Genomic DNA, 22,918 nt, shown 5'->3' with positions numbered 1-22,918 from the left:
TTGTTAACTTAGTTCTTTTAGTTTTTGATGAGAGAATGTGCGAAGGTCTTTAAAAAAAGTAGTGAAATCATTTTCGAAAATCTGATAATTCTCTAACAAATCTCCGGTTGCTAAATTCATTTTTGATTTCCCATTAGTGCGTCTATTCATTCCGTTTAGGACTTCCTGAATCCCTTTAGCAAATTGATAATTATATAACCAGTCATACTGTATCATGTAGGGTAGCATTTCTTGTGTTTTTTCAGGAAGAATATCAATATTGTCTTGAAGTAAATTATAGACAGAGTTTACATAGACGTCTAGTGGAATTTGTGAATAATTTTTCCAGTTTTTGGCTAAATAATGATCGTAAAAAATATCGATAATTACACCATCGTAATGTCGATAGCGTTCATGTAAACGTCGTTTGCTTATTCTGACAGTTTTATGCGCATCTGTATAGGTGTCAATTTCACGATGTAATATAATACCTTTTTGAATGTCTTCATGATAGTGAGAAAAGTTTTTTCCTTTTACATGATCGGCAATAAAATTACCAATCATCACATTAGTATTGTTGTCAGAAAGATATAAATGCGCTAGAAAATTCATTTTATAAATGTAAACAAAAAACCACAACTGAAAAGCTGTGGTTTTAAAGTTTATGTATAAGTCTTTAACTCTTAACTGGAGTGTTCTTTAAAATCTCTAATAAAAAATTCCAGAATTTTTGTGTTGATGATATTTGTGCGCGCTCATCAGGTGAGTGTGCACCTTTAATGTTTGGACCAAAAGAAACCATATCCATTTCTGGATAGTTTTGACCTAAAATACCACATTCTAACCCTGCATGACATGCAGCTACAATAGGTTTTTCGTTGTGTAACTCTTCATATAAATTAGTTACAGTTTTTAAAATCTCAGAATTTACGTTTGGTAACCATCCAGGATACGAACCAGAAAACTCTACATCAAAACCTGCTAATTCAAAAGATGAACGTAATGAGTTAGCTAAGTCCCACTTATTTGTTTCAGAAGAAGAACGTGTTAAACATCCAATTTTAATAGCTCCATCTTTTACAATAATACGAGCAATGTTGTTTGAGGTTTCTACTAAACCTTCAATATCAGGGCTCATTCGATATACACCATTTAAAGCAGCATAAACGGCTTTAATTAATCCTTCTTGAACGCCTAGATCCATTACAGTTTCAGGAGTGTCAATTTCTTTTAATTCAATAGTTAGATTAGGTTCTAGTGTTGAAAACTCAGCTTTGATGTTGTTGATAAGCTCATGTATTTCAAATTGGAAAGGTTCTTTAGAAACAGCATCAATAACTACAGTTGAAAAGCTTTCGCGAGGAATCGCATTACGTAAACTACCTCCGTTAATTTCCGAAACACGTAAACCAAAGTTGGTAAACCCATCAAATAATAAACGGTTCATAATTTTGTTAGCGTTTCCTAAACCTTTAATAATATCCATTCCTGAGTGACCACCATTTAGTCCAGTAACAGAAATTTCATAGGCGATTGTGTTTTCAGGAGTAGTTTCTTCACTATAATTTCTAGTAGCGGTAACATCTACACCACCAGCACATCCCATTCCTATTTCATCATCTTCTTCAGTGTCTAGATTTAATAAAATTTCACCTTCTAATAAACCTCCTTCAAGTCCCATTGCACCTGTCATACCTGTTTCTTCATCAATTGTGAATAAAGCCTCGATAGCAGGGTGAGGAATATCAGTAGATTCTAAAACTCCCATGATAGCGGCAACACCTAAACCGTTGTCGGCTCCTAATGTAGTTCCGTCAGCTTTAACCCAATCACCATCTACAAACATTTTAATTCCTTCGGTGTCAAAATCAAAAACAGTATCAGCATTTTTTTGGTGTACCATATCTAAATGGCTTTGCATAACGACTGTTTTTCTGTCTTCCATTCCAGTTGAAGCAGGCTTACGAATAATCACGTTTCCTACTTTATCAACCATGGTTTCAAGATTTAGTTTCTTACCGAAATCTACCATAAATTGAATGACTCTTTCCTCTTTTTTTGATGGACGAGGTACAGCGTTTAAGTCGGCAAAATTTTTCCAAACAGCTTTTGGTTCTAGGTTTCTTATCTCTGAATTCATGTGAATTGAAGTTTTAATTTTAAAGCTACGAAGATACTTAATCCTTATCGAAAAATTGTAAATTCGCAACATGGATTTTTCGTCGAAATTATTAGAAAATGCAGTAAATGAAGTAAGCAGATTACCGGGTATTGGTAAGCGTACTGCACTTCGTTTGGTGTTACATTTATTAAAACAACCGAAAGAAAATACGAAGTATTTGGCAGAGGCTTTAACGCATTTACGAAATGATGTAAAATCGTGTAAAAAGTGCCATAATATTTCAGATACAGTGTTATGTGATATTTGTAGTAATCCGAAGCGAAATGCTGAGATTGTATGTGTAGTGGAGGATATTCGTGATGTAATGGCGATTGAAAACACAGCACAATATAGAGGTTTGTATCATGTGTTAGGAGGGAAGATTTCTCCTATTGAAGGAATTGGTCCTCAAAACTTACAGATTGAATCATTAGTAGAAAAAGTAAAAGAAGGCGAAATTAAAGAGTTGATTTTTGCTCTGAGTTCTACCATGGAAGGTGATACCACCAATTTTTATATTTACAAACAGATAGAAAAATACGGAGTAACTACATCAACCATTGCTAGAGGAATCTCGGTAGGAGATGAGTTAGAATATGCAGATGAAGTTACTTTGGGAAGGAGTATTGTAAATAGGATACCGTTTGAACAATCGATAAAGGGATAAAAAACAGCTTTGAAATTTATTTCAAAGCTGTTTTTTAGGATGAGTCAAAATGTAAATAAGTTACTTCCTCTTAAAAACAGTTATATCTGTAAGAGTTTCTCCATTATATTCCTGTTTATATACAGATGTCATAGTATTACCATTATCAGAAAAAGTAATGCTTGAATCAGATGATTCACCATTGTTTATTCTTGAATAAACCCCATTTCCTTTGTTTGTCCATGTAGCGGAAAACTCATCCTCTATAATACATTCATCATCAATAGATTCATATGATACTGAGTTAAAGGTTCCATTTTCTTTAAAAGTAACAGAAGATTTCTTTTCACAATCACTTGCTTCTATGCCTTCTTCAGAAAACTTATACCAAGTTCCTACTATAGGGTCTAAATTGTTTTCATCATCAGAAGAACAAGCTAATAAGCTAAACATAGCAATTGTTAAAACTAAAATTTTTTTCATAGTTAAATGTGATTTAATTTGAGGTTTATAATTTGTCGCGAAAGTAGTAAAGTTACTTGTTATAAAAAAGAAATTAATTGTTAGTTTTTTTATCATCATCCATCAATTCTTGCTCGTATTTATCCCACGATTTTTTAGCTCTTACTTTTTTGTAATAACGAATACCAATCATTAATAATACTCCAAATAAGATAATTCCTACCACACCCCAAATCCAGTTAATAGCACTTTTTAAAACGACTAAAAATACAACAGCGAATAAAATTACAGTTGGAATTTCATTAAACATGCGAAGCTTATTAGGTGAGTATTTAATCTCATCACGTTGTAGTTCTTTATAGATTTTGTGACAAAATCCGTGATAAAAATACAGCGCTAATACGAAGGCTAATTTTACATGCATCCAAGGCATTTTTAAATAATAAGGATTTTTATATAGCATCCAAAAAGCAAAAAAACTAGCTAAAAATAAAGAAGGCCAAGTAATAATGTACCATAAACGTTTAGACATTAACTTGTATTGTGTTTGTAATATAGACTTGGCTAGTTCGTCTTTTTTTTCAGCTTCTACATGGTAAATAAACAGACGACCTATGTAAAATAATCCTGCAAACCAAGTTACTACAAATATAATGTGTAATGCTTTTACGTATAGAAAATCCATGAGTTTTAATGTTTGAAAGTTGTAAAGTTACAAGTTTTTAATTTTGTTAACTGATAACTTGAAAGAGATTATCACGTCGTTATCACTCTTCATAATGACAATTTTTAGTGTCATTGCCAGCGAAGCGTGGTAATCTGTTAATTGTTTGTTGTTAACTGAAATTCATTAATCCATCCAGCTAAAACATCTACCCATTCATCATTATCATTAATACAAGGAACTGTGTGAAACTCTTCACCACCAGCTTCCAAAAATTCATGTTTGCCCTCCATTGCTATTTCTTCCAACGTTTCTAAACAATCAGAAACAAAAGCAGGGGTTACGATAGCTAGCTTTTTAATACCGTCTTTTTCAGCTTTATTTACGATAGTTCTGTCAGTATAAGGTTGTAACCAAGGATCTACTCCTAAACGAGATTGGAATGACGTTGATACTTTACTTTCATCTAATCCTAATTCTGAAATTACATTTTTTGTAGTTTGATAACATTGGTGGCGGTAGCAATACTTATGGGCTTCAGAAGATGTATTACAGCAACTTAAGTTTCCTGGGAGAGGGTTACAGTGTGATTTTGTAATGTCAGATTTTCTGATGTGACGCTCTGGTACTCCATGATACGAAAATAAAATATGGTCGTAATCTTTATCAGATAAATAATCTTTTATACTATTAGATAATGCTTTGATGTATTCTGGTTTGTTATAAAAAGCAGGGACATCGGTAATTTTCATGTTAGGAAAGAATTCTTTTCTTAACTCTTCAGCTAATACCAAAATAGTTTCAGTAGTTGCCATGGCAAATTGAGGATATAACGGAACTAATAAAACTTCAGTAACACCTTTGTCGTGTAATTCTTGTAATCCACTTTTAATTGAAGGGTTTCCATAACGCATTGCTAAGGAAATAGGAAGTTCTGTTTTTGCTTGTACTTTGTTTTGTAAACGTTCTGATAATACAATTAAAGGAGAGCCTTCTTTCCACCAAATTTTTTGATAGGCTTCAGCTGATTTTTTTGGGCGCGTATTTAAAATAATACCTTTAACAATAAATGTTCTTAGCCAGTAAGGAACGTCAATAACACGTTCGTCCATTAAAAATTCTCCTAAGTATTTTTTTACGTCTTTAGGGTTTGTGCTTTTTGGTGAGCCAAGGTTTACTAATAAAACTCCTTTCATACTATTTCAAGTTCTTTTCTTTTAACTGATTTGTCGTTTCGTATAATGCGATAGCTAAACTGTGAATTACATTCATGCTAGAATTTCTTCCGTACATTGGTATCGCAACTGTTGCGTCTACTAAATTTATGTTTTCTATACCGTTTCTTTCGCTACCCAAAAGTAATACAATTTTAGAATGTGTACAGAAATCGTAATCGCTAATATCTATGCTTTCATCGGTAATTTCAATTCCAATAATAGTGTTTCCTTCTTCTTTTAATTGATGGATAAGTTGTTCGAAATTGTTATACGTATTATGTGATATTTGTTGAATTGTATTTCGAGCAGTTTTTTTTACAATTCTATTATCTACAGAAGGAGAGCTTTCGTGTAAATATATTTTAGATACGCCAAAACTTTCTGAAATTCGAAAACACATTCCTATATTTTCAGGAGTACGGATAGTATCACAAACAATGGTTATAGGAAATTCTTGTTGGTTATTTTCTATATCGTAATGAGTAAGTTGTTTCATTTTATAAGATTATGAGTTTTTAATTTTTTTCTACTGTTGTAAACTCATTACATATTGTTTAGGGGTAGTGCCAAACTTTTTTTTAAAAGCAGCAATAAAATGACTAGAAGTACTATAACCAACCTGTAAACCAACTTCGTTAACATTATATTGGTTACTTTCTAATAGTTTTCTAGCATGATCCATTTTATAGTCAAACAAAAAGCTGTATACAGTATCTCCATAAATTTGTTTGAATCCTTCTTTTAATTTTTTTAAGTTTAAACCTACTTCGTTAGATAAATCTTGTAAACTAGGAGGCTCACTCATTCTAGCAATGATTATATCTTTTGCTTTTCTTATTTTTAAAACTTCACGATCATCCACCAAAAAAGGACAATATTCTTCGTTGGTGTTTTCACCGCTGTCAAAATGTAAACTCAATAGCTCGTATGTTTTTCCTTTTATATAAAGGTCTTTCATAGAGCTTTGGTTTTTCGCTGTTAAAATTTGTTGAAGTACGAATAAAACATTAGCACTTATTTCTGCGTTGTCGTAATATTTTTTATTTTTATTATTTTCACTTAAAAAAGGTATATAACTAGCTTCTTTAGAGAAAAGAGCGTGAAACTTTTCAATAGAAATTAAAACTGAAACCAAAGAGGTTTTAGGTAGTATTTCTAAATTGATAGGTAAATCTTGTTGTGGGTTATATAGGAAAATTGAATGTTTGTCTAAAACATTAAAAGTATAACTATTGTTATTGAAGTTAAACTTACAATTACCTTTAACACAGTAGTGTAGTTGTATGTATGAGTTGTCTATATCTCTTTTAAAAAACTCCGTTTGGTCAGAATTGTTTTGAAATTTTAGGACAAAAAACCCTTTTTCTATAGAAATTTCTCTAAATGTACTTTCTGCGATGTTTTTTGACATGAATTTAGTGGTTTACGTAAAACTTGTTATTTAGAATGGTTCTAAAATAAAATGTTTTCCCTAGTCTATTTTACTACAAAAATACACTTTTACAGAAGTTTTTAGGGGGTTTTTAAGTGAAAAAACAAATAGCGACATTAAAAGTTCTTTTAGCGATACTTTTTTTTGTTCAATATTTATATTTTTGACCGACTTTTTTGAAGAAGACTCAATGATAGTAGAAAACAAACATCATAATAATTTATACAATATAGGCGTTAGTTATAAAAAGGCTGATGCTTTGATTAGGGGGAAATTTAGTATTTCTAAAGAAAATCAAATACAACTTTTAGAAGAAGCCAAGCAAAGAGGTATAGACGGAATTTTTGTGTTGTCTACTTGTAATAGAACAGAAATTTGTGGTTTTGCAGAACATCCTTTTCAGTTAATAAGCATGTTGTGTAAATACTCAAATGGTTCGGTAGAAGAATTTGCAAACGTATCAAACGTATACAAAAACAAAGAGGCTATTAACCATCTTTTTAGAATGGGAACAGGTTTAGATAGCCAAATTTTAGGTGACTACGAAATAGTAGGGCAGTTACGTCAGGCATTTAAACAAGCTAAAGAAGTAGGAACTACAAATGCTTATTTTGAGCGTTTGTTGAACCATGTAATGCAAGCAAGCAAGCGAGTTAAAAATGAAACTAAGTTAAGCTCAGGTACCACTTCAGTATCATATGCAGCTGTTCAATACTTAATTAATAATTTGCCAGATTACAACTCGAAAAATATTTTAGTATTTGGATTAGGTAAAATGGGAAAACATACCTGTAAAAACCTAGCAGAATACACACAAAATAAATCGGTAAGTTTAATTAATAGAACTGAAGAAAAGACTTCAGCATTTGTAAAAGAACATAATTCTATTAGAAAAGCGTCATATGCAAATTTAGCAAAGGAGGTTTCAAATAGTGATGTTCTAATTGTTTCTACAGGAGCAAGTTTTCCTACGGTTACAAAAGAACATGTTTCAACAGATAAGGAATTATTGATTTTAGATTTATCAATGCCAGCAAATGTGTCAAAAGAAGTGGCAGGTTTAGAGAATGTAACAATGGTAAATGTAGATGATCTTTCCAAAATAACTGATGAAACATTAGCAATACGCCAACAAGAAGTACCATTAGCAGAGGCGATTATTGAAACTCATAACCAAGAATTTCAAGAATGGTTAAATCATAGAAGATTTACGCCAGCAATTACTGCTTTAAAAGAATCATTACAAAATATTCAACAAGGAGAAATAGCCTTCCATAAGAAGAAAATTAAAAATTTTGATGAAGAACAGGCAGAAATATTAACATCAAGATTTATTCAAAAAATAACCACACAGTTTGTTAAACACTTAAAAGACGAAGAAACTTCGGTAAATACAAGTATTGAAGTAATGGCTAAAGTGTTTGGAGCAAATTTAGAAACCATCCATGCAGAAGATAATTAGAATAGGTACCCGCGATAGCCAATTGGCTATGTGGCAAGCAAGAAAAGTTCAAAAACTTTTAGAAGAATTAGGCCATCAAACTCAATTAATCCCCGTTAAAGCAACGGGTGATTTAGTTTTAGATAAACCCCTTTATGAATTAGGAATTACAGGGATTTTTACTAAAAATTTAGATATCGCTATGTTGAATGACGACATTGATATTGCAGTACATTCTATGAAAGATGTTCCTACAGTATTGCCAGAAGGTATTATACAAGCAGCTGTTTTAAAACGTGCTAATTATAACGATATATTGTTGTTAAAGGACAATGAAGAGTTTATGGCGCAACCCAACGGAGTAGTTGCTACAGGTAGTTTACGTAGAAAAGCCCAATGGTTAAATCGTTATCCAACTCACAAGGTAGAGGGTTTACGTGGAAATGTAAATACACGCTTGCAAAAGTTAGAAAGTAATGACTGGAACGGTGCTATTTTTGCAGCAGCAGGATTGGAACGTGTAGGTTTAAGACCTAAAGGAGCTGTTAATTTGTCTTGGATGATTCCTGCACCAGCACAAGGAGCTATAATGGTTACAGCTTTAGATGAAAATCAAGAAATAAAAGAAATTTGTGCTAACCTAAATGATAAAGACACTGAAATTTGTACAGGTATAGAGCGTGAGTTTTTAAATCGTTTAGAAGGAGGATGTACAGCACCTATTGGTGCATTAGCTTTTATAAATGAGAAAGAAGAAGAAATTAACTTTAAAGGAGTTTTACTAAGTAGAGATGGTAAAAAGAAAATTGAAGTTAGCAAGAAAGTAAAAGTAGGAAAACATAAATATATAGCAAAAGATTGTGCGAATTACGTGATAGATAAAGGAGGGAAGCTAATTATGATGGAAGACGAAGGAATTGAAAAACAGTTTTCAATCTATTCGACAAAAAAACTATCAGAAGCACAAAAAAAACTATTACCAACAAGCATGAATGTTCAGGATAGTGATTTTATTAAAATTCGTTTTAATAGAATTGCTCCTAAAGTAGTTAAGGAAGAAATAGAAAATGTAATTATTACTAGTAAAAACGGAGTAGAAGCATTACTAAACTCATTTACTTCAGATGAATTACAATTTAAAAATATTTATTGTGTTGGTAGAAGAACCAAAAAGTTAATTGAACAACGTATAGGAAAAGTAACACACTCAGAAAGAAATGCTAAGAAACTTTCTGATTATCTATCAAAAGAATTAAAAGGGCAGGAGGTAACTTATTTTTGTAGTAATCTACGTTTAGATACTTTACCACTTATCTTAAAAGCAAAGGGCATTACTGTAAATGAAGTAGAAGCTTATAAAACAACGTATAGTCCAGCAAAAGTTAATGAAAAGGTAAATGGAGTGTTGTTTTATAGCCCATCAACAGTAGAGAGTTACATGGAAAAAAATACTGCAGATAAAATAGCCTTTTGTATTGGAGATAGTACTGCTAACGAAGCAAAAAAACATTTTAAAGAAGTACAAATAGCAAAATTACCAACAGTAGAAAGCGTTTTGGAGTTGGTTAATTTACATTTTGTAAAGGAATAGAAATGAAGGGAATGTTTTATTTTATGTGTTTTTTGTTTCTTTTTAGCTGTAAAAATAAAAAGACAGAAAAACTTATATATCCACGTCAAATAGGAGATATTGGTTATGATGTAAAGTTAGACAGTCCAAGTTTTATTCCATGCAACGGAAATGATAAAATATTTCAATACTTCAATAATGGCAAAGGTTTAGAGTATAAAGGAAGTAAAAGAGAAATAGAAAATTTATTTAAAAAAAAGTATACTCATATAAAAGTGGATGAAAGCGGATTGATAAGGATTCGTTTCATTGTTAACTGTAAAGGAGAAACAGGTAGGTTTAGAGTTATACAAATGAATAATAACTACGAACAATTTACTTTTGATAATAGAATCACTAATCAGCTATTGATGTTAACTCAAAGCTTAAATGGCTGGAAAACAAAACAAGATGGTCGAGATAGAGAAATAGATTATTATCAATACTTGATATTTAAAATTGAAAAAGGAAACCTTATTGAAATTTTACCATGAGATCTATTATAATTTGTTTGTTAAGTTTTTTTGCGAGTAATACTTTTACTCAAAACTGCAATGCATACAAATGGGAAGGGGAGATTAAAAAATATGAGGCTTGTAAAAAACAAAAAGAAGCCTATCAATTTTATCAGTTCACCAAAGAGTATCAAGAATTATTAGATGAAGCCATACAGATAGATTCTACTTATGATAAAGCTTATTGGGCTAAGTCAATTGCATATTTAAAAAGTGGAGATTTTTTATCATGGAAACCATTAATTGACAAGGCTGTAGAATTAAATCCTAAAATGCATTTAGGTTATAGAGGATGGTGTAGATATCAATTTTTTAGAGATTATAAAGGAGCTATAAAAGATATAGAACAATATGAAAAAATTATAAAAGATGATATAGGTTACTGTCAAAATGGAGACTATCATTTACGAATAGCAAAAGCAATTTGTTATAAAGCAGTTGGAAAAAAAGATAAGGCAATTAAAATAATAGAGGATTATTTAAAAGATAATAACGAAGAACCTGATCTGTACAACTATTTTCATCTAGGAGTTTTGTATTTCGAAAAAGGAAATTATAATAGAGCTTTAAGTAACCTTATGAAGCAAAAGGAGAATAATAATTTAGCAGATAATAGGTACTACATAGCAATGTGTTATAAAAAAAAGAATAACCTCAATAAGTATAAAGAAATAATATTAGAAGCAAAGAAGTTATTTGAAGAAGGATATTTATTAAATGATCCATACACTCATCACTATGATAAGGTGTATTTGTCTCAAATAGAAGAAGAAATTAATAAAAGTAAAAGATTTACCCCTTAAACTTTTAAAAAGAAAATTAATGTTTAGAACACGAAGACTAAGAAAAACAGAAAACATCCGTCGATTAGTTAGAGAAAATAAGCTTTCGGTAGATGATTTTGTATACCCATTATTTATTGAAGAAGGAACAGGCATTGAAACCGAAATTCCATCAATGCCAGGAATCAATCGTTATTCATTAGATACTATTTCTAAAGAATTAGATGAAGTTGTAGCTTTAAAAATTCCAGCAGTATTGTTATTCGGTATTCCATCTAAAAAAGATGATGAAGGGACTGAAACTTGGAATGATAACGGAATTATGCAACAAGCTATCCGATTCATAAAAAAGAATTACCCAAGTTTATATGTAATTACTGATGTATGTTTTTGTGAATATACAAGTCATGGTCACTGTGGAGTTATACACGATAATGATGTAGATAACGATGCAACTCTAGTTAACTTAGCAAAACAAACCGTATCACATGCGAAAGCTGGAGCGGATATGGTAGCACCATCAGGAATGATGGACGGTGCTATAGCTATGATGCGTGAGTCGTTAGATAATACAGGTTTTGCGAACTTACCAATAATGGGATATTCTGTAAAATACGCATCAGGATTTTACGGACCTTTCAGAGAAGCGGTAGATTCAGCACCGTCGTTTGGAGATAGAAGAACGTATCAAATGGACCCTTCTAATAGAGATGAAGGTTTACGTGAAGCAACTTTTGATGATGAAGAAGGAGCAGATATTTTAATGGTAAAACCAGCTCTATCGTATTTAGATATCATAAGAGATTTAAAAAATAATTTTGATAGACCTATTGCTTGCTATAATGTAAGTGGAGAATACTCAATGGTAAAAGCAGCAGCCGAAAAAGGTTGGATTGATGGTGAAAAAGTAATGATGGAGAGCTTACTTTCTATGAAAAGAGCTGGAGCAGATATTATCATAACCTATTTTGCCAAAGAAGCAGCTAGAGTTTTAAATAGATAATTAAAAAATGAGTTAATCAACTAAAAACTCATAATTAACAACTAATAATTAGCGAAGAATGAGCTTTAAGAAATCACAAGAATTATATAACAAAGGATTAGAAAACTTAGTAGGAGCAGTAAATTCACCAGTGCGTGCATTTGCATCCGTAGGAGGGAATCCTTTATTCATAAAAAAAGCGAAAGGAAGTAAGATTATTGATGTAGATGGTAATTCTTACATCGATTTAGTATTGTCATACGGTCCAATGATTTTAGGACACCGTCATAAAAAAGTAGAAAAAGCCATTAGAAAAGCTTTGAAAAAAGGATATTCTTTTGGAGCATCAACAAAAGGTGAAATTAAATTAGCAAAAATTGTTTGTGATGCTTTCCCGGGAATGGATAAAGTACGCTTTGTAAATTCTGGTACAGAGGCGGTATTAAGCGGAATTCGTTTAGCGAGAGCGTTTACAGGAAAAGATAAAATTATAAAGTTTGCAGGTTGTTATCACGGGCATCAAGATGCTTTATTAGTAGCTGCAGGTTCTGGTTTAGCTACGTTGAGTTTACCAGGTAGTAAAGGAGTACCAGAAGGGGCTGTAAAAAATACCTTGATTGCAAATTACAACGATTTAGAAAGTGTAAAAGCACATTTTGAAGCTCATGATGATATTGCAGGAGTTATTTTAGAACCTATCGCAGGAAACATGGGAGTAGTAACTCCACAAGATGACTTCTTAAAAGAATTAAAAGAGTACGTAAACTCAAAAGGAGCTTTATTAATTATTGATGAGGTAATGACAGGTTTCCGTTCTAAGTTTGGGGGAGCTCAAGAAATATTAGGTGTTGAAGCTGACATTACTTGTTTAGGAAAAGTAATTGGAGGAGGTTTTCCAGTAGGAGCCTATGGAGCACGTAATGAAATTATGGAAACAGTAGCCCCATTAGGAGGAATGTATCAAGCAGGAACATTAAGTGGTAACCCAATTGCCATGGCAGCAGGAATTTCAACCTTAACAGAATTAAAGAAGCAAAATCCATACGAAAAGTTCAATGAGATAGCTCAAATTATTGAGGTATTCTTACTAGAATCAGCAAAAAAGCACGGAGTTGAAATTACAGTTAACCGATTTGGTTCGATGATTAATCCATTCTTTACTAATAAAAAAGTAACCAACTTTGAAGATGCACAAACTTCAGATACGAAGAAATATGCAACTTTCTTTTGGGAAATGACTAAAAATGGGGTGTTTTTACCTCCAAGTCAGTTTGAAGCTTGGTTCTTATCATCAGCATTAACAGAAAAAGATATTCAAGAGATAGCTAATGCCATTGATAAGTCGATGGAAGCAGTATCAAAAATGTAGAATAAATAATTGTCATTACGAGGAAGAATGACGTACAGATAGACATGATAAAAAACGATTTATTTTTAAGAGCATTAAAAGGAGAAACAGTTGATCGTCCACCAGTATGGATGATGCGTCAAGCAGGAAGGTATTTGCCAGAGTTTATGGAAATTCGAGAAAAGTACGATTTCTTTACACGTTGTAGAACTCCAGAATTAGCATCAGAAATTACAGTACAACCAATTCGTAGATACGGAATGGATGCTGCAATATTATTCTCAGACATTTTAGTAATTCCACAAGCAATGAATATTGAAGTGGAAATGAAACCAAATTTTGGACCTTATTTACCAAACCCTGTAAGAGACAAAAAAGGATTAGATAGTGTAATTATACCTGATATTCATGAAGAGTTAGGCTATGTAATGGATGCTATTAAAGCAACTAAAGAAAAGCTGAATGATGAAATACCATTGATAGGTTTTGCAGGGTCTCCATGGACAATTTTATGTTATGTTGTACAAGGACAAGGGTCTAAGAATTTTGATAAGGCAAAAGAATTTTGTTTTACGCAACCAGTTTTGGCACACGAATTGCTTCAGAAGATTACAGATACCACAATTGCTTATTTAAAAGAAAAGGTAAAAGCAGGTGTGAATGCTGTACAAGTTTTTGATTCTTGGGGAGGAATGTTATCTCCAACAGATTATCAGGAGTTTTCATGGCAATACATTAATCAAATAATAGAAGCATTAAAAGATGATGCACCAGTAATAGCTTTCGGTAAAGGATGCTGGTTTGCCTTACATGAAATGGCACAGTCAAACGCCTCAGCTTTAGGAGTAGACTGGACATGTTCTGCAAGAAATGCACGTTATTTAACAGGAGGAAATATTACATTACAAGGTAATTTTGATCCTTCAAGATTATTGTCTCCACCAGCCGAAATAAAAAAGATGGTACACCAAATGATAAATGAGTTTGGTAAAGACAAATATATTGTTAACTTGGGGCACGGAATTTTACCAAATATACCGATAGAGAATGCAAAAGCATTTATAGATGCGGTAAAAGAGTATAAAGCCGACAGATAACCCCTTTTAAATAATTAAAAATGAAGAAATTATCTTTTGTTTTGATGTGTTTTTTAACGACTGTTATTTTCGCACAAAATAAAACGTATTACAATTTTGCAGTAAACAATTGTGTAGAAGAAAGTGCCGAAGGTTTGATTGATAAGTGCATTAAAGGCTCTTATTTGTTAAATTATAACTTTACTACAATTGACAGTAAAACAGTAAGTACAGACAAAATTAACAAGCCAATTGTATTGATAGCTAATGCTACTTGGTCGGCTCCTTGCTGGGGAGATGTACCAGCCCTAAACAAAATGGTAGAAAAATATAATAATCAATTGGAGTTTATTATGATTTTTTGGGATAAGGAAGCTAAAGTTAAAAGAATGGCTGAAAAGTTAGATAAGAGAATTAAGCTTGTTCCTGCAAGAGACATCGATAAAGTTCAAAAAGGATTTTTAGATATCAGTGGGTTTGTTCATAAGTTAGACTACCCAACAGCATACTTAATAGGTAAAGACAAACAGTTTGTTAATGTTAAAAGAGGAGCTGCAACACCAACAAAAGAAGTAGGTTGGGATAAAGTTAACGAAATAAATACCAAAAACTTTGAAGATTTTTTAGCACCAATATTAAAATAAATCATTTGAAATAATATTACTAGTAACCTCTTTCTTTATTGAAAGAGGTTTTTTATTTTCACACAAAAAAAGATATGATACAAAATATTGTAAAAGGAATTAAAGCCTATTTTGGTGCTTTCGGAATGATTTCAAAACTAAAGCTATGGAAGTATTTTATTATTCCAATGTTTATAAGCCTATTAACAGCAACGTTTATTGGTTTTATGGCCTATACATTTTCAGATAATATTGGTCATTATGTAGCCAATTTCTGGAAATGGGAGTTTGGTAAAGAAACCTTTGAGGTTATCAGTACTTTTATAAGCGGATTACTTATTGTGGTAATAGGTTTGGTATTGTATAAACATATTGTAATGGCTTTATCTGCGCCTTTTATGAGTCCAGTTTCAGAAAAAATTGAAGATCATCTTAGAGGAGAAGACCATACACATAGAATAACTTCTTTTCAAGAGCAATTAATTAGAGGTTTACGAATAAACCTTAGAAATTTAACTAGAGAGCTCTTATTGACAATCCCTATCTTATTGTTAGGTTTTATTCCTGTAATTGGTATTATTTCAACGATATTACTGTTTTTAATGCAAGCATATTATGCCGGTTTTGGAAATATGGATTATACCTTAGAACGTCATTTTAAATACAGAGAAAGTATCAATTTTGTAAAAGAAAATAAAGGGCTAGCTATAGGAAATGGAGTGGTATTTATGTTGTTTTTATTAATTCCTGTTATCGGAGTAATTTTGGTATTACCACTATCAGTAACCGCAGCTACTACAGAAACTATTAAGAAAATACAGCTTAAAAAATTACCAGAATAAGTACTTTTGTACGTCAATAGAAACAAACACATGAAAGAACAATTTTACGCCTACATTCAAGAATTACAAGATACCATAACATCAAAGCTGGAAGAAATAGATGGTGAAGCTAAGTTTCAAGAAGATTTATGGAAGCGTGCTGAAGGAGGAGGAGGTAGAACTCGTGTAATTGAAAATGGGAATATTTTTGAAAAAGGTGGCGTAAATATATCTAAAGTATTTGGAGAGTTACCAGAAGCATTAAGAAAGCAGTTTGGAGTAGAAAGTGGAGATTTCTTTGCCTGTGGATTGAGCTTGGTAATTCACCCGAAGAATCCATTTGTACCTACAGTACATGCTAATTGGCGTTATTTTGAAATGTATGATGGTGAAGGAAATATTGTTACCCAATGGTTTGGTGGTGGACAAGATTTAACTCCGTATTACTTATTTGAAGAAGACGCAATACATTTTCATGAGATATGTAAAGAAGCTTGTGATAAGCATCACCCAGATTTTTACCCAAAGTTCAAAGAAACTTGTGATAATTATTTTTGGAATGCGCATAGAAATGAAGCACGTGGCTTAGGAGGCTTGTTCTTTGATTATTTAAAAGAAACAGAAGAGTTCTCTATGCAAGATCGATATGATTTTGTAACTGAAGTAGGAAATAGCTTTTTAAACTCCTATGTACCTATTCTCGAGAGAAGAAAAGACACTGCCCACACTCAGGAGCATAAAGATTGGCAGGAAGTTCGTCGTGGTCGTTATGTAGAGTTCAATTTAGTACACGATAGAGGAACCTTATTTGGTTTAAAAACCAATGGACGTATCGAAAGTATTTTAATGAGTTTACCACCAACAGTACAGTGGAAATATAATCATCATCCAAAAGAAGGTTCTGAAGAAGCAAAATTATTAGAGGTATTAACAAAACCTAAAAATTGGGTGTAAACATTTCTTTTTAAGATAAATACAAAGGAAAAAAGACAAAACAGATAAAGTTTTGTCTTTTTTTGTTAGATAGAAAATTAATATTAAAAATAAAATAGTGCTTAATAATTTTAATTAGGTTAAAGAGTTCAAAAATAGAATTTTGAGTAAAGAAACAATAGTTTAATTAGATATTAGATTATTCGTAATGATATTCTCTGTTTATAGAGATAACAATAATCTATTTGTTGTTTTTTATAGTTGAATTGAGGATAATTTAATTGGTAAAGAAAAAATCAAAAATATTTAACGTATAAAACCATGAAAAAATCGTTGCTTTTTAGTAACTTCGCAAGCGTTTAAAATTATACACTATGGCTAGATACGAATTGAAGTTGCCTAAAATGGGCGAAAGTGTTGCAGAAGCAACAATAACTTCTTGGGTAAAAGAAGTTGGAGAAACTATTGATATAGATGATACCGTTGTTGAAGTAGCTACAGATAAAGTAGATAGCGAAGTACCTAGTGAAGTTGAAGGAACTTTAGTTGAAATCTTATTTGAAAAAGATGCTGTTGTGCAAGTAGGTGAAACTATTGCAATTATAGAAACAGAAGGAGAGGAAGGAGCAACAGCTGATGCGTCTAAGAAAGAAGAAGTTAAACCACAAACTGTAGCTGCTGTAGAGAAAACTGTTGAAGTAGCTAAAGAAACAGTAGCGACCACGATTGATACTTCATCAAGCGATCGTTTTTATTCACCATTAGTTAAGAGTATTGCCCAAACAGAAGGAATATCTGTTGAAGAGTTAGAAAACATAAAAGGAACTGGCAAAGAAGGAAGAGTTACTAAGAATGATATTTTATCATATTTAGAAAACAGAGGAAGTCAGCCAGAAGTTGTAGCTCCAGCTTCAACAGAAAAGAAATCAGTACCTCAGTCAGTACCAGCACCAACTCCTGTTTCGTTAAGTGGTCAAGATGAAATTATAGAAATGAGTCGTATGGGGAAATTAATCTCTAAACATATGGTTGACTCTATTCAAACATCAGCACACGTACAATCGTTTATTGAAATTGATGTAACTAATATTGTTAATTGGAGAAATAAGGTTAAAAAAGCCTACCAACAAAGAGAAGGAGAAAAGTTAACATTTACACCAATATTTATGCAAGCTGTTGCTTCTACAATAAAGAAGCATCCAATGATAAACATTTCTGTTGATGGAGATAAAATTATTAAAAGAGGGAACGTAAATTTAGGAATGGCAGCTGCATTACCTGACGGAAATTTAATCGTACCAGTAATTAAAAATGCTGATATGTTAAATTTGGTAGGTATGACAAAGCAAGTAAATGATTTAGCTACTAGAGCTCGTGCTAATAAGTTAAAACCGGATGAGATTCAAGGAGGAACTTATACAGTAACGAATGTTGGTAGCTTTGGAAGTATTACAGGTACACCAATAATTAACCAACCTCAAGTAGCAATTTTAGCTTTAGGAGCTATTGTTAAAAAACCTGCAGTAATTGAAACTCCAGAAGGAGATTTTATAGGAATCCGTCATAAGATGATTGTATCACATTCTTATGATCATAGAGTAGTAAATGGAGCTTTAGGAGGTATGTTTATAAAAACATTAAAAGAAATTTTAGAATCTTGGGATGTAAATCAAGATTTTTAAGAAAGAAGAAATAATATTTTAAAAGGCTTAGGTAAATACCTAAGCCTTTTTGTTTCAACTATGTTGGTTATTTAACTATTAATATTTTTATTGATACATTTTGAGAGTACAGTTTACCAAATATTAAGGCTTGCTTGAAGAATCTAGGAGTTTATTGAGAACTCTTATTTTTTATGAAAATACCACCAATTCATATCTCGTGTTAGTCGATATCCTAATTTTTCATAAAGCTTAATTGCAGGATTTCCTTTATTAGTATGTAAAATAGGATGTTTTCCAGCTTTTAAAATTTCTTTAGTAACATGTTGAGAAAGTTGTTTAGCCAATCCTTTTCTTGTATGTTCAGGATGAGTAACTACAGCACTAACTTCAATAAAGTTATCAGTTTGCATACGTTGTCCAGTTACAGCAACAAGTTTGTTATCCTTAAAAATCCCAAAATACTTTCCCATATCAAAAGTTCTTTTTCTATAATAACCAGGCATTACTAACCATACAAGGTTATAAATTTCATCAACATGTTCTTCAGTTAACGGAATTATTTCTTCAATAATATCAAAATCAGTTAAGTCTTCAAGTATCATTTGGCAACCATCAATCTTTTTGTATAGAAGAATTTTGTCTTTGCCATAAGTAGGTGTTTTATTTTCAGAAACTAAAAAGAATTTATCTGTAAGCTTTGCATATTCATTTAGAGCATACGTTGTTTTTGAAGCCTCAGTAAAAGCACCAAAAGGACAAATAGTAGGATTATAAAACTTTACACTATTATAATTAATAGCAAATTTTTCATGTGTTTCACACAACGAATGCCAAACAGGATTTTGAAGTTTGTTATTCATTATAAATATTGGTTAAAGCAGTATTTAAGTTTGAAAAAATAAAATTATAAACATTACTTGTTTTCTCATAGGAAATCCTACTTCCTTTTAATAAAATATAAGCCATTTCACCTAAAGCTATTTTCAAAATAAATGAAGGAGCATTCATGGGAAGTACAGGTTTATTAATAACCTTTCCTAGTAGCTTTGTAAAACTTTCATTAGTCTGATGTTCGGGAGCAACAGCATTATAAACTCCAGTAAAACCGTTGTCTTCTATCGCTTTTGTATACAGTTCACATAAGTCATGAATGTGAATCCAAGGCATATACTGTTTACCATTTCCTAAGGCAGATAGAAACAAAGGAGTATTCATCTTTTGTAATGCACCACCATTTTTAGAAAGTACAACACCAGTTCGTAAAATGGTTACAGGAATATCTATTTGTTCGAATTGAAGAGCAGCATTCTCCCATTTTACACAAATTTTAGAGATAAAATCATTTTCAGGTTTATCATTTTCTGTATAGATTTTATTAGAAGTAATTGCTCCATAATATCCAATACCAGAAGCAGAAATAAATTTCTTGATGGATATTTGATACTCTTGTATTTTATTAAATAGTAAAGAAGCTGTTTTTACACGGCTATCAATCAATTCTTTTTTTCTTTCATTAGTCCAACGTTTATCAGCAATTCCAGCTCCTGCCAAATGAATAATATAACTTACATTATTAAAAGCATCTTTATCAATAAAGCCTTCTTTAACATTCCAACGAAATTCGTTACTCTTTTTTGGAGTTCTGGTAAGAATGTTAACCACATGCCCTTTACTAGTTAACCTTTTTGTTAACTCTTTTCCGATTAAGCCAGTTCCTCCTGTAATTAATATAGTTGCCATAGTACTCAAAAATAAACATTCATTTTTAAAAAAGAGGAGAGTAGGAGAAAGATTATAAAAAAAATAATCATCAAATACCTAGTAAAATTAAGACTTACGAATCTTTTATAAAAAAAAGTTAAAAAAATAAAAACCGTCATCACCATTTTCTCGTAAGTAAGGTAGAATGAGTAATTAACTTTAAAATTTACAACCATGAAAAAAATGAAATTAATTATTGGAGCCGGTGCTTTAGCATTAATAGGTTTAGTCTTATTAGCAGCCGATCACATTGATGCTCCAGATGTAACAGGAGGCTCAAGTGATATTACAGACTTTTACGCTTTTCAAGGAGAAAATACGAGCAATCTTGTGTTTGTAGCAAATATTCAAGGATTACTAAGTCCTTCAGCTACGGCAGCAGCAAGTTTTGATGAAAATGTATTAATTGAGTTTAATATTGACAATACTGGTGATAATGTTGAAGACTTGGTAATTCAAGCAATTCCTAGAGATGGAAAAATGTACTTTTTTGGTCCGTATAGTCCATCAACTACTGGTTTAAGTAGTACGTTACCACAAGATGGATCAGAATATGGGGTTTCTATAACTCCTTATGGATCTAGTGCTATTATTGGTAGTAAGGGAGGAATGCAATTTTTTGCAGGGCCTAGAGACGATCCTTTCTTTATGGATTTTGCACAATACGGTGAAATTATAGCTGGAAATGCAGGTGGTTTTAACGATCCAGGAGCAGATACTTTTGCTGGAACAAATGTATTATCAGTAGTAGTAGAGGTGCCAAAATCTATGATTGGAGGCTCAGGTACTATTAATACTTGGGTAGAAACTAAAACGAAGCAGTAAAAATCAATCAACTTTAAAATTCAAAGACATGAAACTTAACAATATAAAAATTTTAGCAATTTCAATTCTATCAATCTTTGCCTTAGCAAGTTGTAGTGATGATGATAATAACATGCCGCCAATAGCTTCTATTGACTTCTCGGGAAGTTACATGCAAAAAGACCAAATGGGTAGACCAGCAGTAAATACAGTATTTGTAAATAGCGATATGAAAGATGCGTTTAATGTAACAATACCGTCAGAACAAGGAGCAAATTTTGCTGCAATGTTTGAAACAAATTTAAAAGCGTTAAGCCCAGCATATGCAAATGACGGAGATACCAACGCATTAGGTTTAGATGCAGCAACTTTTGCGAGTGTTTTAGCTACCGATGTATTAACCGTTTCATTAGATGGAACAACAACTTTTTATGATGGAACAAATGTGTTAACAGGTAGAGCTTTAGCAGATGATGTAATTACCGTTGAATTATTATTGATTTTCGGAGGCGAGGACTTTTCTGAAAATCCTACATTATCAGATGATCATGTAGATGGAAATGATAAAGACTTCTTAAGTTCTTTTCCATATTTAGCAAGTCCTTGGTAAAATGGGGAGACTAAACCTCCTGGGGTTAAAATTGGTTGCTTTTTAGCAACCAATTTTTAAACAAATTATTAACTAAAAATCCTTCTAAAATGAAAACTATAAAAATAATTATTTGTGCTATTTTAAGCAGCACAATACTAAGTTGTACAACTTCAAAAACAACAAAGGTAGCTAACCAAGAAGAGTATAATAAATATCTACAAAGTACAACCACCACTTCAGAATCGTTAGCTCAAAAAGAACTAGATTTTTGGCAGAAAAAACTAAACAATCAGCCAAGGCAGTATCCATATTTAAGTAAAATAGCAAAGGCTAATTCATTACTTTTCTCAGAAAAAGGAAATATTTCTTATTTGATAGAAGCTGAAGAAAAGCTGTTAAAAATCAATCAAAAAACAAATTATAACAAGGCTTCACATTTACGATCATTAGCAAGAAACTATATTTCTCAACATCGATTTAAAGAATCGTTAGAATTATTAAAAAAAGCAGAAGTAAATGGAGAAAACCTAAATGCTACTCAAAAAATGTTGTTTGATGTTTATTTAGAGTTAGGAGAACCTGAAAAAGCTTCAGAATACTTAGCAGAAATTGAAAATTATGCTGACTTTGATTATCTAATAAGAGTTTCTAAATGGCATGATTATAAAGGAGACTTATCTTCAGCAATTCGTTTTATGGAAAAGGCCATGAAAAAAGCAGAAGAAGCTAATAATAAAGATTTAAAAGCATGGAGTTATACTAACTTAGCTGACTTTTATGGACATAATGGTCAAATAAAAGATTCTTATAAATTATATTTAAAAGCATTAGAACTAGATAACAGTAACGCGTATGCAAAAAAAGGTATTGCTTGGATAGTATATTCTCATGATAAAAATCCAGATGAAGCACTCCGAATTTTAGATATCATAAGTAACGAACATTCTTCTCCAGATTACTATTTATTAAAGGCAGAAATAGCCGAGTTTAAGAATAATTTAACAATAAAAGAAAGTAATATAGAGGTATATTTATCGGCTGTAAAAAATAGCTCATATGGTGTAATGTATAATCAGCATTTAGCTAAATTATATTTAGAAGAATTTAATGACACATCTAGTGCGTTATCATACATCGAAAAAGAAATTGAGAGTAGGTCTACGCCACAATCTTACGATTTACTAGCTTGGTATTATTACAAAAATAAAGATTTTAAAAAAGCTTTAGAAGTAATTAATACATATGTAGTAGATAAAACTTTCGAGCCCGAAATACAGTATCATATAGCTGAAATTTACAAAGCAAATGGAATTAATGATAAAGCTATGGCTTTAAAAGAAGAGTTATTAGACAGCTCTTTTGAATTAGGTCCGTTGATGACAGAAAAAATTTTAAATATATAACCA

Annotated in this window: 24 protein-coding genes; 15 read left to right on the top strand and 9 right to left on the bottom strand. The window is 31.6% G+C overall.

Annotated features, from left to right (window positions below; all coding sequences use genetic code 11):
- Positions 1–3: 3 nt before the first annotated feature.
- Both MHM83_RS13250 and MHM83_RS13245 read right to left on the bottom strand, forming a co-directional pair.
- Positions 4–591: an acyl carrier protein phosphodiesterase gene (locus tag MHM83_RS13250; protein ID WP_239180237.1), complete on the bottom strand. Its 588-nt coding sequence runs from the start codon at positions 589–591 to the stop codon at positions 4–6.
- A gap of 64 nt (positions 592–655) precedes the next feature.
- Positions 656–2,119, bottom strand: a complete 1,464-nt coding sequence (locus MHM83_RS13245) for an aminoacyl-histidine dipeptidase (protein WP_239180235.1) — start codon at positions 2,117–2,119, stop codon at positions 656–658.
- A gap of 70 nt (positions 2,120–2,189) precedes the next feature.
- On the opposite strand from MHM83_RS13245, the gene recR reads away from it, so the two are divergent.
- Positions 2,190–2,807 (top strand): recombination mediator RecR, encoded by a 618-nt coding sequence (gene recR / locus MHM83_RS13240; protein WP_167714022.1) that lies wholly within the window; start codon positions 2,190–2,192, stop codon positions 2,805–2,807.
- A gap of 60 nt (positions 2,808–2,867) precedes the next feature.
- Here the strand turns inward: recR and MHM83_RS13235 are convergent, their stop codons facing one another.
- The 5 genes from MHM83_RS13235 to MHM83_RS13215 form a co-directional block, all read right to left on the bottom strand.
- Complete coding sequence (locus MHM83_RS13235; RefSeq protein WP_159611774.1) at positions 2,868–3,269, bottom strand: lipocalin family protein; 402 nt, start codon at positions 3,267–3,269, stop codon at positions 2,868–2,870.
- A 73-nt stretch (positions 3,270–3,342) separates the two neighbouring features.
- Positions 3,343–3,933 carry a CopD family protein gene (locus MHM83_RS13230; protein ID WP_239180233.1) on the bottom strand — a complete coding sequence of 197 codons (591 nt, stop codon included), beginning with the start codon at positions 3,931–3,933 and terminating at the stop codon, positions 3,343–3,345.
- Between the two features lie 137 nt (positions 3,934–4,070).
- Positions 4,071–5,108: a ferrochelatase gene (hemH, locus tag MHM83_RS13225; RefSeq protein WP_239180231.1), complete on the bottom strand. Its 1,038-nt coding sequence runs from the start codon at positions 5,106–5,108 to the stop codon at positions 4,071–4,073.
- 1 nt (position 5,109) lies between these two features.
- Positions 5,110–5,625, bottom strand: coding sequence for a TrmH family RNA methyltransferase (locus MHM83_RS13220; protein WP_073183164.1), 516 nt, complete (start codon positions 5,623–5,625; stop codon positions 5,110–5,112).
- Positions 5,626–5,655: 30 nt separating this feature from the next.
- Positions 5,656–6,540 (bottom strand): helix-turn-helix domain-containing protein, encoded by an 885-nt coding sequence (locus tag MHM83_RS13215; protein WP_047789684.1) that lies wholly within the window; start codon positions 6,538–6,540, stop codon positions 5,656–5,658.
- A 211-nt stretch (positions 6,541–6,751) separates the two neighbouring features.
- Here MHM83_RS13215 and hemA point away from each other — a divergent pair, with 211 nt between their 5' ends.
- The 11 genes from hemA (at position 6,752) to MHM83_RS13160 (ending at position 18,373) form a co-directional block, all read left to right on the top strand.
- Positions 6,752–8,023, top strand: coding sequence for a glutamyl-tRNA reductase (gene hemA, locus MHM83_RS13210; protein WP_239180229.1), 1,272 nt, complete (start codon positions 6,752–6,754; stop codon positions 8,021–8,023).
- Positions 8,007–9,593 carry a hydroxymethylbilane synthase gene (gene hemC / locus MHM83_RS13205; RefSeq protein WP_047789685.1) on the top strand — a complete coding sequence of 529 codons (1,587 nt, stop codon included), beginning with the start codon at positions 8,007–8,009 and terminating at the stop codon, positions 9,591–9,593. The genes hemA and hemC overlap by 17 nt, the downstream gene beginning before the upstream one ends.
- Before the next feature lie 2 nt (positions 9,594–9,595).
- Positions 9,596–10,105: a hypothetical protein gene (locus MHM83_RS13200; protein ID WP_073183160.1), complete on the top strand. Its 510-nt coding sequence runs from the start codon at positions 9,596–9,598 to the stop codon at positions 10,103–10,105.
- Positions 10,102–10,929 (top strand): tetratricopeptide repeat protein, encoded by an 828-nt coding sequence (locus MHM83_RS13195; protein ID WP_047789687.1) that lies wholly within the window; start codon positions 10,102–10,104, stop codon positions 10,927–10,929. Before MHM83_RS13200 ends, MHM83_RS13195 begins: the two co-directional genes overlap by 4 nt.
- Before the next feature lie 19 nt (positions 10,930–10,948).
- On the top strand, positions 10,949–11,911 hold the full coding sequence (hemB, locus tag MHM83_RS13190) for a porphobilinogen synthase (RefSeq protein ID WP_047789688.1): 963 nt from the start codon (positions 10,949–10,951) through the stop codon (positions 11,909–11,911).
- Positions 11,912–11,969: 58 nt separating this feature from the next.
- Entirely contained in the window at positions 11,970–13,259 is a 1,290-nt protein-coding gene (gene hemL, locus MHM83_RS13185) for a glutamate-1-semialdehyde 2,1-aminomutase (protein ID WP_047789689.1), read from the top strand.
- A 44-nt stretch (positions 13,260–13,303) separates the two neighbouring features.
- Positions 13,304–14,335 carry a uroporphyrinogen decarboxylase gene (gene hemE / locus MHM83_RS13180; RefSeq protein WP_047789690.1) on the top strand — a complete coding sequence of 344 codons (1,032 nt, stop codon included), beginning with the start codon at positions 13,304–13,306 and terminating at the stop codon, positions 14,333–14,335.
- Positions 14,336–14,355: 20 nt separating this feature from the next.
- Positions 14,356–14,958 carry a TlpA family protein disulfide reductase gene (locus tag MHM83_RS13175; RefSeq protein WP_082118662.1) on the top strand — a complete coding sequence of 201 codons (603 nt, stop codon included), beginning with the start codon at positions 14,356–14,358 and terminating at the stop codon, positions 14,956–14,958.
- Between the two features lie 74 nt (positions 14,959–15,032).
- Positions 15,033–15,779, top strand: coding sequence for an EI24 domain-containing protein (locus MHM83_RS13170; protein ID WP_239180228.1), 747 nt, complete (start codon positions 15,033–15,035; stop codon positions 15,777–15,779).
- A 30-nt stretch (positions 15,780–15,809) separates the two neighbouring features.
- On the top strand, positions 15,810–16,712 hold the full coding sequence (gene hemF / locus MHM83_RS13165) for an oxygen-dependent coproporphyrinogen oxidase (protein ID WP_239180227.1): 903 nt from the start codon (positions 15,810–15,812) through the stop codon (positions 16,710–16,712).
- Positions 16,713–17,065: 353 nt separating this feature from the next.
- Positions 17,066–18,373, top strand: coding sequence for a dihydrolipoamide acetyltransferase family protein (locus MHM83_RS13160; RefSeq protein WP_239180225.1), 1,308 nt, complete (start codon positions 17,066–17,068; stop codon positions 18,371–18,373).
- A 164-nt stretch (positions 18,374–18,537) separates the two neighbouring features.
- On the opposite strand, the gene MHM83_RS13155 is transcribed toward MHM83_RS13160, so the two are convergent.
- Complete coding sequence (locus MHM83_RS13155; RefSeq protein ID WP_239180223.1) at positions 18,538–19,215, bottom strand: GNAT family N-acetyltransferase; 678 nt, start codon at positions 19,213–19,215, stop codon at positions 18,538–18,540.
- A complete protein-coding gene (locus MHM83_RS13150) occupies positions 19,208–20,095 on the bottom strand; it encodes a TIGR01777 family oxidoreductase (protein ID WP_159611752.1) in 888 nt (295 codons plus the stop codon). Before MHM83_RS13150 ends, MHM83_RS13155 begins: the two co-directional genes overlap by 8 nt.
- A 195-nt stretch (positions 20,096–20,290) precedes the next feature.
- Here MHM83_RS13150 and MHM83_RS16180 point away from each other — a divergent pair, with 195 nt between their 5' ends.
- From MHM83_RS16180 to MHM83_RS13135, 3 genes are all read left to right on the top strand, one after another.
- Positions 20,291–20,941 carry a DUF4331 family protein gene (locus MHM83_RS16180; RefSeq protein ID WP_159490756.1) on the top strand — a complete coding sequence of 217 codons (651 nt, stop codon included), beginning with the start codon at positions 20,291–20,293 and terminating at the stop codon, positions 20,939–20,941.
- Positions 20,942–20,969: 28 nt separating this feature from the next.
- On the top strand, positions 20,970–21,530 hold the full coding sequence (locus MHM83_RS16175) for a DUF4331 family protein (RefSeq protein WP_255724853.1): 561 nt from the start codon (positions 20,970–20,972) through the stop codon (positions 21,528–21,530).
- Positions 21,531–21,619: 89 nt separating this feature from the next.
- Positions 21,620–22,915: a cell surface protein gene (locus tag MHM83_RS13135; RefSeq protein ID WP_239180221.1), complete on the top strand. Its 1,296-nt coding sequence runs from the start codon at positions 21,620–21,622 to the stop codon at positions 22,913–22,915.
- Positions 22,916–22,918 lie beyond the last annotated feature (3 nt).

The organism is Tenacibaculum sp. Mcav3-52, assembly GCF_022347665.1.
GTDB classification, from domain to species: Bacteria; Bacteroidota; Bacteroidia; order Flavobacteriales; family Flavobacteriaceae; genus Polaribacter; species Polaribacter mesophilus.
The sequence above is the reverse complement of the archived record's forward strand: the minus strand, read 5'-3'. Positions and strand labels throughout refer to the sequence as shown.